This window comes from Nonomuraea sp. NPDC050153 (assembly GCF_044460125.1).
In the GTDB taxonomy this organism is placed as follows: domain Bacteria; phylum Actinomycetota; class Actinomycetes; order Streptosporangiales; family Streptosporangiaceae; genus Nonomuraea.
The window spans coordinates 84404-99701 of record NZ_JBITJQ010000015.1 but is presented as its reverse complement, the minus strand read 5'-3'; the positions used below and the strand labels follow the sequence as shown (position 1 = coordinate 99701).

The window sequence follows — 15298 nt, the reverse complement described above, 5'->3', positions numbered from 1 at the left end:
TCACCAGAGGTGGCCGGCTATGGATGCACATGCCCGAAATGCTGGACATGCGTTTGACACGAGCGACATGGACCACAACGGCTACCTCGACCACCGTGACATGATCGTGGTCGCGTCCGCGCTGTGCGCCCGGCTCGGGCTGTCCGGGCAGGGCGCACAGCGGGTCAGCGACGCCTACGAGCGGGTCTGGCAGTACGCCGTCCGCCACATCGGCACCGACGCCGAGGGCCGCATCAGCAGGAGGTCCTACATCGACTACGCGCTGGCCCCGGGACGCGACCGCGCCGAGTTCGTGGCCAACGTGGTCAGGCCGATCACCGACGCCCTCTGGGACGCGCTCGACGCCGACGGCGACGACCGGCTCGACCGCGCGGAGTTCCTGCGCCTGTGGTCGGCGTACGACGTGGCGGGGGCGGCGTCACGGGCGTCGTTCGAGCGGCTGCGCGGCAAGAAGGTCGCGCACGTGTCGAAGGACGGGTTCGCCCAGGCGATGTATGACTTCTACTACAGCTCCGCCACCGCCGCCCCCATACTCGGCTGACGTCACCCCACCGAGCGGGCCTGGTCGATGAGCTGGACCAGCTCCGTCACCATGGGGTCCTCGGTGGCCGGTGCCAGCCGGACGGCCTGCTCCTTGAGCTCGGGCAGGTCCATGCCGAACGCCTTCCGGTCCCGCAGGTAGACCGCGAACGCGGCCACCACCACGTCCACCTGGAACCTGACCGGCGCCTTGTCGAGCGCCGCGGCCAGCTCGTCGGCCCGCAGCGCCTTGCTCTCCTCGGAGGCGGTCCGGGTGTCGGGGTCCTGCCAGCGTACGGTGGCTTGGGCGAGCTGCCCCTCGGCGCCCGGCTTGAGCCGCAGCGAATAGAGCGCGGTGACCGAGTGGCCGGGGCCGATCTCGCCGCCGTCACGGGTGTCGTCGCGGAAGTCCTCCGTGGCCAGCGCGCGGTTCTCGTACCCGATGAGCTGGTAGCGCTCCACCACCGACGGGTTGAAGACGACCTGGGCCTTGGCGTCGCGCGCCCGCAGCTCGATGTTGGCGGGGAGCTGCGTGGCGAAGATCTTGTCGGCCTCCTCCTGGGTGCTGACGTACACGGCCATGCCGTCGCCGTTGTCGGCGAGCTGCTCCATCAGCTTGTCGCCGTAGTCGCGGCCGACGCCGACGGTGAGCAGCGTGACCTGCTTGCCCGCGTGCTCCTTGACCCGGTCGAGGAGGCTCTGCCACTCGGTGGCGCCCTGGTTGGCCAGGCCGTCGGAGAGCAGGATGACCCGGTTCGTGGCGGCGGGGCGGAACGCCTTGGACGCCTCCTGGTAGCCGGCGACGAGCCCGGCCTCGAGGTTGGTGCCGCCCGAGACGGTCAGCCCGTTGACCGCGTCGCGCAGCTCCTCCCGCGCGGTCAGCGGGGTCATCGAGGCCAGCACGTCGGCGTCGTCGCTGAAGGACACGATCGACACCTGGTCGCCGGGCGCGAGCTGTTCGAGCAGCTTGAGCAGGGCCGACTTGACCAGGTCCAGCCGCCCGGTCTCGGCCATCGAGCCGGACACGTCGACGACGAACGTGAGGTTGGCGGGCCGCCGCGCCGCCGCGTCCGACCCGCGCGTCTGCAGGCCGACGCGCAGGATCGCCTGGTCGCGCTCCGGCAGCCGCGCGCCGTCCACGTGCACCGCGAAGCCGTCGTCCGGCGGCGGCGCGTAGTCCTGCCGGAACGCGTTGACCCACTCCTCCGGGCGGATCTCGCCTGGCGCGGGCCAGCGGCCCTCCTGGAGGGTGCGGCGGGCGTAGCCGTACGAGGCCGTGTCCACGTCCAGGGCGAACGTGGAGATCTGGGCCGTGGTCGTGTCCTCCTCGCCGTTCGTCTTGGCGGGTGACGCGCTCGGGCGGACCGGGGCCGGTTCCGCGTTCGCCGGAGCTCTCGCCGCGCGTTCACCGCTGGTCGAGCCTCCGGGGCCGCCTCCACACGCGGAGAGGGCGAGCAGCGCAACAAACCCGATTCCCGCCGCTAAAGGACGAAATTTCATTGCAACCACCTCCACGCCTTTCGACGGAAGTAGGTCTGCGATGGCCGGGGCGGTGACGTAAGCGAGCGCAAACCGCGATCGACGCGTGATCAGGTGCGACAAAAGGGACAGCTGGGGTGCCGAGGGACGCGGGACAGGCGTCGGAATGTGGCTCTAACGTGACAGCGCCGCGTCCTCGACCCGCACCCGTACGGTGAGCAGCACCGCGTTGGCGGCGGCGAAGGCCAGCGCGGTGAGCCAGGCCGTGTGCACCAGCGGCAGCGCCAGGCCCTCGGCGACCACGGCCACGTAGTTGGGGTGCCGCAGCCACCGGTACGGGCCCCGGCGCACCGGCGGCATGCCCGGCACCACGACCACGCGGGTGTTCCACCGCCTGCCCAGCGTGCCGACGCACCACCAGCGCAGCCCCTGGGCCAGGACGACGACCGCGAGCATCGGCCAGCCGAGCGGCGGGACGAAGGGGCGGCCGAGCAGCCACACCTCGGCGGGCGCCGCCCCGAGGAGCGCCGCGTGGGCCACGACGATCCAGGGGTAGTGCCGCCGGCCGTGCTCGACGCCGCCCCTGGACCTGGCCCAGGACAGGTTGCGGCGGGCCACCGCCAGCTCGGCCAGCCGTTCCAGCGCGACCAGCCCGATCAGGACGAGGTACGCGCTCACCAGTGCAGCAGCAACAGCTCGGCGGAGAACCCGGGCCCCAGCGCGAGGAGCACGGCGGGCGCGTTCGGCCGGCCCCGCGTCTCCTGGAGCACGTGCAGCACCGAGACCGAGGACAGGTTGCCGTGCTCGCGCAGCGACCGCCAGGTCACGTCGAGCGCCTTGGGCGGCAGGGCGAGGGTCTGCCCGATCGTCTCGACGACCTTGGGGCCGCCGGGATGGCAGACCCAGGTGGCGACCTGCTCGGGGGTCAGGCCGTAGTCCGCCAGGAACGCCTTGATGTCACCGGCCAGCACCTGCTCCACGAACGCGGTCAGGTCGGGGTCCAGCACGATCCGGAACCCGTGCGGCCCGACCTCCCATCCCATGAGGTGCTCGGTGTCCGGATAGAGCCTGCTGCGGGTGGCGACGACCTCGGGGCCCTGCCCGCGCCCGGTCGCCACGACGGCCGCCGCGCCGTCCCCGAACAGGGCGCTGGCCACCAGGTTCGCGATCGAGGTGTCGTTCCGCTGGATCGTCAGCGAGCACAGCTCCACGCACACCAGCATCGCGACGTGGTCGGGCCAGCCGCGCAGGTAGTCGTGCAGGCGCGAGAGCCCCGACGCCCCCGCCGCGCACCCAAGGCCGAACACCGGCACCCGCTTGACGTCCGGCCGCAGTCCCACCCGCTGGGCCAGCCTGGCGTCGAGCGAGGGCGTGGCGATGCCGGTGGTCGAGCAGAACAGCAGGTGGTCGACCCGTTCCGGGCGCACGCCGGCCTTGTCCAGGGCGCCCTTGACGGCCCGCTCGCTCAGGTCGAGGGCCATTTCGAGGTACATGTCGTTCGCGCGGGCGAAGGAGTCGAGCTTGGTGTAGTCGGCCAGCGGGAGCGCGAGGTTGCGGCCTTCCACGCCGGCCGCCGCGTGGAACCGGCGCAGCAGCTCCTCGTCGCAGTCAGTCAGCCGGGAGAACGCCTCGGTGATCTCCGCCTGCGCGTAGCGGTGATCGGGCAAAACGGTCTGCACAGCCGATATATACATATACCTCTCTTGCCGCTGAAAGGCTGGGGCTAACATGCGAGGCATGCTCCTGCCGCAACCCTCCAGGCCGCACCGGGTGGCCGTGCTGGCGTTCGACGGGATGGCGCCGTTCGAGCTCGGCTGCGTCGTGGAGTTCTTCGGCCTGCCCCGGCCTGAACTGGACATCGCGTGGTACTCGCTCGCGGTGTGCGCGGAGACGCCGGAGCCGCTGCGGGTGGTGGGCGGGTTCACCATGCAGGCGGCGCACGGGCTGGACGTGCTGGCCGAGGCCGACACGGTGATCGTGCCCGGGGTGGCGGACGTGCGCGGGGCCGTTTCCGGCGCGCTCGCGTCCGCGCTGCGGCACGCGCACTCGCGCGGCGCGCGCCTGGTGTCGATCTGCTCGGGCGCGTTCGCGCTGGCGGCGGCCGGGCTGCTCGACGGCCGCGAGGCCACCACGCACTGGAAGTACGCCGAGCTGCTCCAGGAGCGCTTCCCGCTCGTCCGGGTCAACCCCTCGGTCCTGTACGTGGACGGCGGCGACGTGCTGACCAGCGCGGGCAGCGCGGCGGGCCTCGACCTGCTGGTCCACCTCGTACGCACCGACCACGGGCCGAACGTGGCCAACTCCGTGGCCCGCCGCCTGGTCATACCGCCGCACCGGGAGGGCGGTCAGGCGCAGTTCATCCAGGCCGCCGTGACGCCGGTGACGGACGACGGCGGGGTGGCCAGGGCGATGGCGTGGGCCCTGGAGCACCTGGCCGAGCCGATCGCCGTGGCGGACCTGGCCGGGGTGGCGCACATGTCGGAGCGCTCGTTCATCAGGCACTTCAAGCGGCAGACCGGCACCAGCCCGCTGCGGTGGGTGATCTCGCAGCGGGTGGCGGCCAGCCTGCCGATGCTGGAGTCCACCGGGGCGCCGGTGGAGGAGATCGGGGCGGCCGTCGGGTTCGAGAGCGCGGTGACGTTCCGGCACCACTTCACGCGGGCCATGCGCACGTCGCCGTCGGCGTACCGGCGGGCCTTCAGCGCGTGACTCCCCGCGTGCCGGAAGCCTCAGGCCGTGAGCCGCCACAGGGAGGTGACCTCGGCGGCGCGGGCCTCGTGCAGCGCGTCCTGCTGGTCCTTCGGCCGGTTGTGCCGGGGCGGGACGTCCAGGCGCCCGGCCACGCGCAGCCCCGCCCGCTCGAAGGCGGCCAGCAGGTCGGCCCGGGTGCGCAGGCCGAGATGCTCGGCCAGGTCGGAGAGGATGAGCCAGCCTTCGCCCGCCGGCTCCAGATGCCCGGCGAGACCGTCGAGGAACCCGTTGAGCATCCGCCCCCCGGGATCGTAGACGGCCTGGTCGAGCGGCGAGACGGGCTCGGCGGGCAACCACGGCGGGTTGCACACGACCAGCGGCGCCCTGCCGGGCGGGAAGAGGTCGGCGCGCACGACCTCCACCTGGTCGTCCAGCCCGAGACGGGCGAGGTTGTCCTCGGCGCACGCGACGGACCGCTCGTCGAGGTCGGTGGCCATGACCTGCCGCACGCCCCGCTCGGCCAGCACGGCGGCCAGCACGCCCGTGCCGGTGCCGATGTCGAAGGCCAGCCGGTGGTCCTCCGGCAGCGGCGCGCTCGCGACCAGATCGACGTATTCGCCCCTGATCGGCGAGAACACGCCGTGGTGCGGGTGGATGCGAGCCCCGAGCGCCGGGACGTACACGCCCTTGCGCCGCCACTCGTGGGCCCCGATCAGGCCGAGCAGCTCGCGCAGCTGGCCCACCGCCGGCGGCGCGTCGGCGCCGTACACCTCTGCGCACGCCTCGCGCACGTCCGGCGCCCTGCGCAGCGGCACCACGTGGCCCTCCGCGAACGGGACGAGCAGCATGCCCAGCGTGCGGGCGCGCTGGGACCTGGCCTGGCGGTAGCGGTGGAACCCGGCGCCGGGGGCCGCGGGCTTGCACCGGCGCCCCATGGCCGCCAGCAGCTGGCGGGCGTTCTGGAAGTCACCCTGCCAGAGCAGCGCGGTGCCCTCGCAGGCCAGCCGGTAGGCGGTGGCGGCCGTCATCCGGTCGTCGGCCGTGACCACCCGGCTGGGCGGCGGCACGCCCAGTGCCGAACGCCAGATCGCCGACCGTTCCTGCCCTGCCTCGGTCCAGTGGATCATCAGAACCCGACCGTTTCACATGCCGTGCCCGCGCGGCCACCCATTTACGGCAGCAGGCCGTCCACCAGGGCGCGCAGCCCTCGCTCGTAGGTGTCCTGCGCGGTCAACTCCTCCCACCGTACGCCCACCGCGCCCAGCCGCGGGCGCGGTGAAGGCGGCGATCAGCGCGCTCTGATCAAGATTGTCGTAGCGCTCCGCTAGCGTCCGGGTTCGTTCATCCACGTCCATCACGTCGTGAGAGAGGAATCCCGTGGGTTTATCCACAAAGGTCGGGCGCCGAATTTCGGTGCTGGTGGCCGTCGTCGCCCTGGCATCCGGCGCCCTGACCTCAGGAGCGCAGGCCGCCCCGAATCCGGTCGCCTTCGGCGCGGTCTCCGCCTCGCCGAAGGCCCATTCCGGCGCCTGCCCGACGGCCGTGACGCTGTCCACCACGGTCAAGGTCAAGGCGCCCGTGACGCTGAAGTACGCGTGGACCTTCAGCGACGGAGACCGGAGCCGGGCCAGGACGTACAAGGTCGGCGGCAAGGGGCTCAAGACCGTCCGGCTGTCCACGTCGCTCAAGGTCACCGGCGACGCCCGCGGCTGGGGCGCGGTGCGCCTGGCAAGCCCGGTGCGGAAGACGTCCGGGAAGGCGTCGTTCTCGGTCACCTGCACCGGTGACGGTACGGGCACGGGCGACACGTGGGACAGCGTGACCAGCTCCGCCGTGGGGGTCGCCGCCCCGGTCGGCTCGCCCACGCCGGCTCCCACCGGGCAGGACGGCGACACGCCCGCGCAGAACCAGGTGGGCAAGGCCACCATCGCCTTCGAGCGGACCACCGCGTCGAAGTGCCCGGTGACCTTCAAGATCCACGGCTCCTTCGAGGGGCTTCCGGCCGGCGCGCAGACCGTTCGGTACCGCGTCGTCGGCACCCAGGAGTGGAAGACCGTCGACGTGCCTGCCGACCACGGCGCCGTCTTCACCACCGTCTTGGAGACGTTCGAGTGGGGGTGGGAGACCGAGGAGAGCTCGATCCGGATCGAGATCAACCAGCCGAACGGCCTGAGGTCCAACCTCCTCCACTACTTCGCGTGCCACCCGCCGGTCGGCGACGAGCAGGTCGGCGTCGCCGCCGAGGACATCGCGCTGACCAGTGACGGCGGCCCGCTGGCCGAGCTGGTCGCCGACGCCATGCTTGAGGCGGTCCAGTCGGTCTCGGGGGCGCAGGCCGCGCTGGTCAGCAAGTACGGGATGCACAACGGCCTGAAGGCCGGGCCGATCAAGTACCAGGACCTGTACGGCGTCCAGCCCGCGGGGTTCGCCCCCGACGTGCGGACGGTGACAGGGGCGCAGCTCAAGAAGTTCCTCGTGCCGACGAGCCCGAACGCCGGAGTGGCGACCCCCTCGGCCGCGCTTCGCTACACGCTGAAGGACGGCGTCGTCACCGAGCTCACGCTGAACGGCACCCCGGTGTCCGACACCCAGGTGCTCAAGATCGCGATCAACTATGTGATGAGCGGCGGCTGGCAGGGCTTCCCGCAGTGGAAGGGCACCAGCGGCGTGTACTACGGCGGGCCGGACGACACGGGGGCGCTGGCGTCGTACCTCGCCGGCCACTCCCCGGTTCGCGCGCCCGCGGGCGACCGCGTCACCGTCGAATAGGGAGGTGGCGACCGCCGGGCGGGGCGTGTCCCCGTCCGGCGGATGGCATTGGCCGGCGGGGCTCTGCTGGTCGTGGCGGTTCAGAGAGTGAAGTCGAATGTGTAGGAGTGCGAGCCGTCAGGGGCGATGACGATGTCCATCTCGCCCCTGAGCCCCCGTAGCTCCCCCGTCCCCGAGTCGGGGACGACCGAGATCCTCAGCGACCGCTCGCCGCGGTCGCTGACCGCGTTGTGCTGCACGACGAAGGCCCCCGCGCGGCCGTCGAGGGTACCCTCGATGCGCTCCATCGCCACGTAGGACATGGAGTCCTCGACCTCCGTCGAGGCTGTCAGCAGGTAGACGACGCCGGTGCCCGTCAGGTCCCCGTGGAAGGTCTTGGACATGGTCACGAGGCCGAACGAGACGCCGTCACGCTCCACGAACGGCGGCTTGGCGTCCCAGTCTGCGGTGTCGAAGGTTCCCTTGGCGGTCATGGCTCCATCGTGCCGGTCATACCTGTCAGATCCCGTCAGGTACCGGCGAGACGCTCGACCACCGGCGCGAACTCGTCCAGGTACTGGGCGTTCACCGACACGTACGAGACGCCGAGCCGGTCGCGGCGCCTGCGGAGCGTGTCCGCCATCTCGTCCGCGGTGCCCAGCAGGACCCCGGTGCCGCCGGCGGGGACGTTCAGCCAGGAGGGCGGCTCGGCCCCGGCGGCCGCGAGGTTCATGCTGAGCTCCAGGTCGTGGAAGCGGTCGCCGGCCAGCTCGTAGAGCTCGTCCAGCTTCGCCGCCACCTGGTCCTCCGTGTAGTGGGGCGGCACGCCGAGCGCCACGGTGTCGGCCTTCCGCGCGGCGAGCTTCATGAGCCTGGTCCCGGACGCGGCGACCAGGACGCGTACGTCCTTGACCGCGTCGATGGTCTGGGCGACCCGCTCGATGCGCTCGCCCGGCGTGCCGTACCCGACGCCGAGCGCCGCGGCGTCCCGCTCCGCGTCCGGGCGTCCGGCGCCCAGGCCCAGCTCGAAGCGCCCGTCGGTGAGCGCGTGCAGGGTCGAGGTCTCCCACGCGACGGCCTCGGGAGTCCGGTTGGCGGCGCTCAGCACGAACGTGCCGACGCGCAGGGTCGTCGTGGCCGTCGCGGCCACGGCGGCGGCGGCGAAGGGCGCCAGCGTGCCGAGCGTGTCGGGCATCAGCAGCGTCGAGTAGCCGAGGCTCTCCGCCCTGCGGGCCAGGCCGGTCCACGCGGCGGCGTCGGTGGCATGTCCGGCGACCGCGCCGAACCTGAACGGGTGATCGGTCATGCCACCAACGATCGCGGATCCAGGCCCCGGCGACATCGTCCCCCGGACCGGTGGTCGCCTACATCCGGGGGCGCACGACCGCGCGAGGGTGCTACTCCTGCAGCAGTATCCGCGTGAAGTCGTTGGCGAACTTGCCCTCGGGGTCGAGCCGCCGCACCAGCGAGCGGAACTCGTCGGGGCACGCGGGCCGGCGGGTGAACAGCTTGCCCCAGTGCGGCCTGGGCGCGAACGGCGCCAGCGTCTCCTCCACCAGCTCCAGCACCGGCAGCACGGCGGCCACGTCCCGGATCCAGGTGAAGTGGATGCCGACGCTGTCACGGTCGCGGAAGGGGCTCAGCCACAGGTCGTCGGGCGCGATCGAGCGCACCTCCGAGATCTGCAGGACGGGCCGGATCCGGTCGCCGATCGCGTACAGCTCGCGCAGCGCCTTGACCGCGTGCTCCCTGGGCAGGATGAGCTCCGACTGCAGCTCGTTGCCCGCGCCGCTCGGCTCGGCGTCCGGCCGGAAGTGCGGCAGCCGCTCGTACCACGGGCCCGGCACGCCGAGCTGGATCGTGCAGTTCTCCGCCGACATGGCGGGCAGGGGGTGGCGGGGGCCGTCGGCCGGGGTGGTGCCGTGCCAGCCGGCGTCGGTCAGCTCCTCGGTGCTCTTCTCCTCGGTGCTCTTCAGCCAGACGCGGGTGTCGCGCCAGTCGGTGAAGAGGCTGACGCTGTACGCGCCGGCCATGATCTGGTCGAAGTCGGCGAGCGCGGCCACGCTCAGGCCCTCGCGTACGTACTGGCGCACCTCGAAGGCCGGCACCAGGTCGAGGGTCAGGGAGGTGACGATGCCGAGCGCGCCGAGGGCCACAACCGCGCCGGGGAAGTCCGCGTCGCCCCGGGAGAGCGTCAGCACGGAGCCGTCGGCGGTGACGAGGTCGAGCGACGACACGGCGGAGGCCAGGCCGGGCACGGCGTCGCCGGAGCCGTGCGTGCCGGTCGCGACCGAGCCGGCCACGGAGATGTGCGGCAGCGAGGCCAGGTTCGCCAGCGCGAACCCGGCCCGGTGCACCTGCGGGGCGAGCCGCGCGTACGTCAAGCGCGCGGGCACCCGCACCGTGGCCGCCGCGCTGTCGATCTCCACCGCGTCCGGCATCCGGTCGAGCACGACGAGGTCGCCGTCGGTGTCCGCGACGTCGTTGAACGAGTGGCCGCTCCCCAGCGCCCGCACGCGGGAGCCGGCCGAGACCAGCCGCTGAAGCTCGTCGAGGGAGGTCGGATGATGGACGTCTCGCGCCCGAAATGCGGTGTTTCCCGCCCAATTGGTCAGCGTCACGGCATTACCTTCCCACAAACCACCTTGTCAGCCCCGCCCCGGGGCCGCTAGCTTCATGAGCCGCTGACGGAGGTGTGCCGTGCTCTACTTGTCCGAGGCCATCGGCCTTGCCACGCTCGTGCTCTGGCTCTACTGCCTCTTCGACGCGATCACCACACCCGACGTGCTCTGCAGGAATCTGCCGAAGATCCTCTGGGTGATCGTCGTGCTGCTGTTCCCGCTGATCGGCTCCGTCGCCTGGCTGGTGGCGGGCCGCCCGGACCGGTCGCAGGCGGTCACGCGGCCGAACGCGTTCCCCGAGCACGACCGCCCGGACCGCCCCGCCGCCACCAACCCGGACGACGACGAGGAGTTCCTGCGCCGCCTCCGCGAACGCGCCGAGGAGCAGCGCAGGAACGCCCCCAAGAAACCGCCCGAGGACTAGAAGCCCTGGGCCAGGCGGTAGTACGCCTGGTTCCAGCGGATCTCCTTGGCGAACCGCTCGGTCGTCGTGTCGGCGTCGATGATCAGCAGCTCCACGCCCAGCATGTCGGCCAGGTCGGTCAGCTCCTCGCGGCCGACCGCCGTCGAGAGCACCGTGTGGTGCGGCGCGCCCGCCGTGAGCCACGACTCCGTGGACGTGCGCAGGTTGGGGCGGGGGCTCCAGACCGCGCGGGCGACCGGCAGCTTGGGCAGCGGCTGCGGCGGGGCCACCAGGTCGATCTCGTTGGCCACCAGCCGGAACCGGTCGCCCATGTCGGCCAGGCCCACCACGATGCCGGGGCCGGGCTCGGCGTCGAACACGAGCCGGACCGGGTCCTCCCGGTCGCCGATGCCCAGCGGGTGGATCTCGCACGACGGCGTGCCGGAGGCGATCGAGGGGCAGACCTCCAGCATGTGCGCGCCCAGGATGAGCTCCTGGCCGGGCGACATGTCGTAGGTGTAGTCCTCCATGAACGACGTGCCGCCGGGCGTCATGGCCTTCAGGGTGCGCAGGAGGACCGAGGTCTTCCAGTCGCCCTCGCCGCCGAAGCCGTAGCCGTCGGCCATGAGCCGCTGCACGGCCAGGCCGGGGAGCTGGCGAAGGCCGCCGAGGTCCTCGAAGTTCGTGGTGAACGCCTTGAAGCCGCCCGACTCCAGGAAGCCGCGCAGGCCCAGCTCGATCCTGGCCGCGTAGCGCAGCGACTCGTTGCGCTCGCCGAGCAGCTCGGGGGCGACGTTGTACTGCTCGGCGTACTCCTTGACCAGCGCCGTCACGTCCGCGTCCGAGGCCGCGTCCACGACCTCCACCAGGTCGTTCACGCCGTAGGTGTTGACCGAGACGCCGAAGCGGAGCTGCGCCTCGACCTTGTCGCCCTCGGTGACCGCCACGTCGCGCATGTTGTCGCCGAAGCGGGCCAGCTTCAGCGTGCGCACCTCGGCCAGGCCCTTGGCGGCGCGCACCCAGGTCAGGATGCGCTCGCCCACGTACGGGTCGCTGACGTGCCCGGCCACGGTCTTGCGCGGCACGCCCAGCCGCGTCTGCACGTGGCCGAACTCGCGGTCGCCGTGCGCGGCCTGGTTGAGGTTCATGAAGTCCATGTCGATGGTGCTCCACGGGAGCTCCACGTTGGCCTGCGTGTGCAGGTGCAGCAGCGGCTTGCGCAGCGCGTCCAGACCCGCGATCCACATCTTGGCCGGGGAGAACGTGTGCATCCACGCGATCACGCCCGCGCACGAGTCGTCGGCGTTGGCCTCCAGCATCACCCGCCTGATCGCCGCCGCGTCCGTGAGCACGGGCTTCCACTCGACGGGCATGGGCAGCTGCTCGGCGATCCGCTGAGACTGCTCGGCCACCTGGCGCAGCGTGTCCTCGCCGTACAGTCCCTGGCTGCCGGTCAGAAACCAGATCTTCAACGCGGGCTCCTCTGTCCGTAGACGTTCTGATAGCGGTCGTACAGGCGGTCGATGTCGTCCTGCGGGATCGGCAGGGGCTCGCCGAGCTGCCTGGCCACGTGGACGGTGCGGGCCACGTCCTCGCACATGACGGCCGCCTTGACGGCCGCCTTCGGGTCCTTGCCGATGCTGAACACGCCGTGGTTCTGCATGAGGACGGCCTTGGAGCGGTGGCCCTTGAGCGTCTCGACGATGCCCTGACCGATCGAGTCGTCGCCGATCAGCGCGAACGGGCCGAGGGGGATCTCGCCGCCGAACTCGTCCGCCATCGCGGTCAGCACGCAGGGGATGGCCTCGCCGCGCGCCGCCCAGGCCGAGGCGTAGGTGGAGTGCGTGTGCACGACGCCGCCGACGTCGGGCATGTTGCGGTAGACGTACGCGTGCGCGGCGGTGTCGCTGGACGGCGAGTGCTCGCCCTCCACGAGGTTGCCGTCGAGGTCGCACACGACCATGTTCTCCGGGGTCAGCTCGTCGTAGGAGACCCCGGACGGCTTGATGACGAACAGGTCCTCGCCCGGGACCCGGCCCGAGACGTTGCCCGCGGTCCAGACGACCAGGTTGTAGCGGACCAGCTCCGCGTGCAGCTCTGCGACGATCTTCCTCATGCGTGGGCCTCGTTCCTGATCGCGCGGAGGGTGTGCAGCATCTTTCCGTCTCCGAAGAAGTCGTGGAGCCTGCGGTACTCGGCGTAGAGCCGGTCGTAGGCGTCGGCGGCGGCCTCGTCGGGCACGTACGCGGCCTCGGTGCGCTTGCCCATGGCCGTGGCGGCCTCCTGGATGCCCGGGTAGGCGCCGGCGGCGACGGCCGCGTGGATGGCCGAGCCGAGCGCGGGGCCCTGGTCGGAGCCGATGACCGAGAGCGGGCGGCGCAGCACGTCGGCGTAGACCTGCATGAGGAAGCGGTTCTTCAGCAGGCCGCCGGCGACCACGAACTCCTCGACCGGCACGCCCGACTTCTCGAACGTCTCCACGATCATCCGGGCGCCGAACGCGGTGGACTCGATGAGCGCCCGGTAGACGTCCTCGGGCTTGGTGGCCAGGGTCTGGCCGATGATCACGCCCGACAGGTTGTGGTCCACGAGCACCGAGCGGTTGCCGCCGAACCAGTCGAGCGCGACCAGGCCGTGCTCGCCGACCGCCTGCTTCTCGGCCAGCGCGGTCAGGCTTTCGTGGTCGAGGTCGCCCGCGAGGTTGTCCACGAACCAGGCGAAGATGTCGCCGACCGCGGACTGGCCCGCCTCGTAGCCCCAGAGGCCGGGCACGATGCCGTCGCGTACGACGCCGCACATGCCGGGCACCTCGGCGAGCTGGTCGCTGGGCATGATGTGGCAGGTGGAGGTGCCCATGATGGCCACCATCTGGCCGGGCCGGACGGCGTCGGCGGCGGCCGAGGTGACGTGCGCGTCCACGTTGCCGACGGCCACGGCCACGCCCTCGGGCAGGCCGGTCCACTGCGCGGCCTGGGCGGTCAGGCGCCCGGCGAGGCCGCCGAGCGGGGCCAGCGTGGTGCCGTCGACCTGGTCGCCGACCTGACCGGTGGCGAGCTTGCCCACGAACCCGGCGAAGCCGGGGTTGAGCTCGGCGAGAAACTCCTCGGACGGGTAGGCGCCGTCCTGGAAGATCCCCTTGTAACCGACAGTGCAGATGTTGCGGCTCTCGACGCCGGTGAGCTGCCAGATGATCCAGTCGGCGGCCTCGATCCAGCGCTCGGTCCTGGCGTACACCTCGGGGGCTTCCTCCAGGACCTGAAGGCCCTTGGCGAACTCCCACTCCGAGGAGATCTTGCCGCCGTAGCGCGGCAGCCAGCTCTCGCCCCGGCGCGCGGCCAGCTCGTTGATCCGGTCGGCGTGCGACTGCGCGGCGTGGTGCTTCCACAGCTTCGGCCACGCGTGCGGCTCGGACGGGGTCTCGAAGCACAGCGGCGTGCCGTCCGCCGTGGTGGGCAGCACGGTGCAGGCGGTGAAGTCGGTGCCGATGCCGATGACCTGCTCGGGCGCGACGCCCGAGGCGGCGACCGCCTGGGGTACGGCGATCCTCAGCACGTCGATCCAGTCCTGCGGCGACTGCAGCGCCCAGTCCGGGCCCAGCCTCTCGTCGGATCCCGGCAGGCTGTGCTCGATGACGCGGTGGGCGTACTCGTAGACGGCACTGCCCAGCTCTTCGCCATCGCTCACGCGGACGACGACGGCACGCCCCGAGAGCGTGCCGAAGTCGACTCCGACCACGTAACTGTTAGCGTTCACATTGCACTCCAGGGGATTTTCTTCTGTGGCATGCCCATCATCTAATGCCGGGCCCTAATACCGAGCCGAGGTGCTGGACCGCACGACGAAGCTGGGCGGGACGACCAGGCGCTCGTACGCGGTGGGCCCGGCGTCGATCTGCCGCAGCAGCACCTCGATGCAGTGCCTGCCCACCATGTCGAAGTCCTGCCTGACCGTGGTGAGCGGTGGCGAGAAGAACTCCGACTCGGGGATGTCGTCGAAGCCCACCACGCTGATCTGGTCGGGGACCCGCACGCCCGCCTCGCTCAGCGCGCGCAGCACGCCGAGCGCCATCTGGTCGTTGCCGGCGAACACGGCCGTGACGCCCTCCATCGCCGCCAGGCTCTTGCCCGCCTCGTAACCGGCGCGCGGGCTCCAGTCACCGGCCAGCGGCTCGGGCACCGGCCGTCCCGCCTCCTCAAGGGCGGCGCGCCAGCCCTCGATCCGGCCCTCGGTCTCCAGCCAGTCGGGGGCGCCGCTCACGTGCCAGACGGTCTCGTGCCCCAGCTCCAGGAGGTGGCGGGTGGCCAGCCTGGCGCCCTGGACCTGGTCGATGCAGACCACCGACACGTCGGCGCTGTGGGTGCCCTCGACGGCGACCGCCGGCATGCCGGTCGGCAGGTTCTCCAGGGCGCGCCTGGCCGAGCGCTGCGGCGCGACCACCACCACCCCGTCCACGCCCTGCTCGGCGAGATAGTCGATGGCGTCGCGCACGCCGGCCGCGTCGATCGACTTGAGGCTGACGATGCTCACGAAGTAGCCCGCGGTCCTGGCCGCCTGCTCGATGCCGTAGATCGTGCTGGCCGGGCCGTACAGCGTGGTGTCGAAGCTCACCACGCCGAGCGTCCTCGACCGCTTGGTGACCAGGGCGCGGGCGACCAGGTTACGCCGGTAGCCCAGCCGGGTGATCGCCTCCTCCACCCGGGCGCGGGTGTCCGCCCGGACGTTCGGGTGATCGTTAAGCACCCGGGAGACCGTCTGGTGCGACACGCCCGCCTCCTTGGCCACATCGGCCATGACCGGCAGGCGGCGCTTGGGGGTCGTCACGGTCTCTCCTTTCGCT

Annotated in this window: 15 protein-coding genes; 4 read left to right on the top strand and 11 right to left on the bottom strand. The window is 71.8% G+C overall.

Annotation, left to right across the window (positions count from 1 at the left end; genetic code table 11):
* Positions 1 to 67: 67 nt before the first annotated feature.
* Positions 68 to 541, top strand: a complete 474-nt coding sequence (locus ACIBQ1_RS32410) for an EF-hand domain-containing protein (RefSeq protein WP_397283089.1) — start codon at positions 68 to 70, stop codon at positions 539 to 541.
* Positions 542 to 543: 2 nt separating this feature from the next.
* Here the strand turns inward: ACIBQ1_RS32410 and ACIBQ1_RS32405 are convergent, their stop codons facing one another.
* The 3 genes from ACIBQ1_RS32405 to ACIBQ1_RS32395 all read right to left on the bottom strand — a co-directional run bounded on the left by ACIBQ1_RS32405 (position 544) and on the right by ACIBQ1_RS32395 (position 3692).
* Positions 544 to 2019: a von Willebrand factor type A domain-containing protein gene (locus ACIBQ1_RS32405; protein ID WP_397283088.1), complete on the bottom strand. Its 1476-nt coding sequence runs from the start codon at positions 2017 to 2019 to the stop codon at positions 544 to 546.
* 153 nt (positions 2020 to 2172) lie between these two features.
* On the bottom strand, positions 2173 to 2676 hold the full coding sequence (locus tag ACIBQ1_RS32400) for an isoprenylcysteine carboxyl methyltransferase family protein (RefSeq protein WP_397283087.1): 504 nt from the start codon (positions 2674 to 2676) through the stop codon (positions 2173 to 2175).
* Positions 2673 to 3692, bottom strand: a complete 1020-nt coding sequence (locus ACIBQ1_RS32395) for a type III polyketide synthase (protein WP_397283086.1) — start codon at positions 3690 to 3692, stop codon at positions 2673 to 2675. The genes ACIBQ1_RS32400 and ACIBQ1_RS32395 overlap by 4 nt, the downstream gene beginning before the upstream one ends.
* 43 nt (positions 3693 to 3735) lie before the next feature.
* On the opposite strand from ACIBQ1_RS32395, the gene ACIBQ1_RS32390 reads away from it, so the two are divergent.
* Positions 3736 to 4707 carry a helix-turn-helix domain-containing protein gene (locus ACIBQ1_RS32390; RefSeq protein WP_397283085.1) on the top strand — a complete coding sequence of 324 codons (972 nt, stop codon included), beginning with the start codon at positions 3736 to 3738 and terminating at the stop codon, positions 4705 to 4707.
* A 20-nt stretch (positions 4708 to 4727) separates the two neighbouring features.
* On the opposite strand, the gene ACIBQ1_RS32385 is transcribed toward ACIBQ1_RS32390, so the two are convergent.
* The gene (locus ACIBQ1_RS32385) at positions 4728 to 5816 is read right to left on the bottom strand and encodes a methyltransferase (protein WP_397283084.1); all 1089 of its coding nucleotides are present in this window, start codon (positions 5814 to 5816) and stop codon (positions 4728 to 4730) included.
* 250 nt (positions 5817 to 6066) lie between these two features.
* Between ACIBQ1_RS32385 and ACIBQ1_RS32380 the strand changes: the two genes are divergently transcribed.
* A complete protein-coding gene (locus ACIBQ1_RS32380; protein ID WP_397283083.1) occupies positions 6067 to 7458 on the top strand; it encodes a 5'-nucleotidase C-terminal domain-containing protein in 1392 nt (463 codons plus the stop codon).
* Between the two features lie 80 nt (positions 7459 to 7538).
* Here ACIBQ1_RS32380 and ACIBQ1_RS32375 read toward each other — a convergent pair whose 3' ends face one another.
* The 3 genes from ACIBQ1_RS32375 to ACIBQ1_RS32365 form a co-directional block, all read right to left on the bottom strand.
* The gene (locus tag ACIBQ1_RS32375; RefSeq protein ID WP_397283082.1) at positions 7539 to 7931 is read right to left on the bottom strand and encodes a DUF3224 domain-containing protein; all 393 of its coding nucleotides are present in this window, start codon (positions 7929 to 7931) and stop codon (positions 7539 to 7541) included.
* A 35-nt stretch (positions 7932 to 7966) separates the two neighbouring features.
* Entirely contained in the window at positions 7967 to 8743 is a 777-nt protein-coding gene (locus ACIBQ1_RS32370; RefSeq protein WP_397283081.1) for an LLM class flavin-dependent oxidoreductase, read from the bottom strand.
* Between the two features lie 91 nt (positions 8744 to 8834).
* Positions 8835 to 10058 carry an FAD-binding protein gene (locus tag ACIBQ1_RS32365; RefSeq protein ID WP_397283080.1) on the bottom strand — a complete coding sequence of 408 codons (1224 nt, stop codon included), beginning with the start codon at positions 10056 to 10058 and terminating at the stop codon, positions 8835 to 8837.
* Between the two features lie 79 nt (positions 10059 to 10137).
* Between ACIBQ1_RS32365 and ACIBQ1_RS32360 the strand changes: the two genes are divergently transcribed.
* Positions 10138 to 10482 carry a PLD nuclease N-terminal domain-containing protein gene (locus ACIBQ1_RS32360; RefSeq protein ID WP_397283079.1) on the top strand — a complete coding sequence of 115 codons (345 nt, stop codon included), beginning with the start codon at positions 10138 to 10140 and terminating at the stop codon, positions 10480 to 10482.
* Here ACIBQ1_RS32360 and araA read toward each other — a convergent pair.
* The 4 genes from araA to ACIBQ1_RS32340 form a co-directional block, all read right to left on the bottom strand.
* Positions 10479 to 11933, bottom strand: coding sequence for an L-arabinose isomerase (gene araA / locus ACIBQ1_RS32355; RefSeq protein WP_397283078.1), 1455 nt, complete (start codon positions 11931 to 11933; stop codon positions 10479 to 10481). The two genes, ACIBQ1_RS32360 and araA, sit on opposite strands and share 4 nt — an antisense overlap.
* On the bottom strand, positions 11930 to 12577 hold the full coding sequence (locus ACIBQ1_RS32350; RefSeq protein WP_397283077.1) for an L-ribulose-5-phosphate 4-epimerase: 648 nt from the start codon (positions 12575 to 12577) through the stop codon (positions 11930 to 11932). The genes araA and ACIBQ1_RS32350 overlap by 4 nt, the downstream gene beginning before the upstream one ends.
* A complete protein-coding gene (araB, locus tag ACIBQ1_RS32345) occupies positions 12574 to 14196 on the bottom strand; it encodes a ribulokinase (RefSeq protein ID WP_397283236.1) in 1623 nt (540 codons plus the stop codon). The genes ACIBQ1_RS32350 and araB overlap by 4 nt, the downstream gene beginning before the upstream one ends.
* A 72-nt stretch (positions 14197 to 14268) precedes the next feature.
* The gene (locus ACIBQ1_RS32340) at positions 14269 to 15252 is read right to left on the bottom strand and encodes a LacI family DNA-binding transcriptional regulator (protein ID WP_397283235.1); all 984 of its coding nucleotides are present in this window, start codon (positions 15250 to 15252) and stop codon (positions 14269 to 14271) included.
* Positions 15253 to 15298 lie beyond the last annotated feature (46 nt).

Coding starts and splice junctions, on each gene's coding strand:
- ACIBQ1_RS32410 (WP_397283089.1), top strand. CDS start 68: ATGGACCACAACGGCTACCTCGACCACCGTGACATGATCGTGGTCGCG.
- ACIBQ1_RS32405 (WP_397283088.1), bottom strand. CDS start 2,019: ATGAAATTTCGTCCTTTAGCGGCGGGAATCGGGTTTGTTGCGCTGCTC.
- ACIBQ1_RS32395 (WP_397283086.1), bottom strand. CDS start 3,692: ATGTATATATCGGCTGTGCAGACCGTTTTGCCCGATCACCGCTACGCG.
- ACIBQ1_RS32390 (WP_397283085.1), top strand. CDS start 3,736: ATGCTCCTGCCGCAACCCTCCAGGCCGCACCGGGTGGCCGTGCTGGCG.
- ACIBQ1_RS32385 (WP_397283084.1), bottom strand. CDS start 5,816: ATGATCCACTGGACCGAGGCAGGGCAGGAACGGTCGGCGATCTGGCGT.
- ACIBQ1_RS32375 (WP_397283082.1), bottom strand. CDS start 7,931: ATGACCGCCAAGGGAACCTTCGACACCGCAGACTGGGACGCCAAGCCG.
- ACIBQ1_RS32370 (WP_397283081.1), bottom strand. CDS start 8,743: ATGACCGATCACCCGTTCAGGTTCGGCGCGGTCGCCGGACATGCCACC.
- ACIBQ1_RS32350 (WP_397283077.1), bottom strand. CDS start 12,577: ATGAGGAAGATCGTCGCAGAGCTGCACGCGGAGCTGGTCCGCTACAAC.
- ACIBQ1_RS32340 (WP_397283235.1), bottom strand. CDS start 15,252: ATGGCCGATGTGGCCAAGGAGGCGGGCGTGTCGCACCAGACGGTCTCC.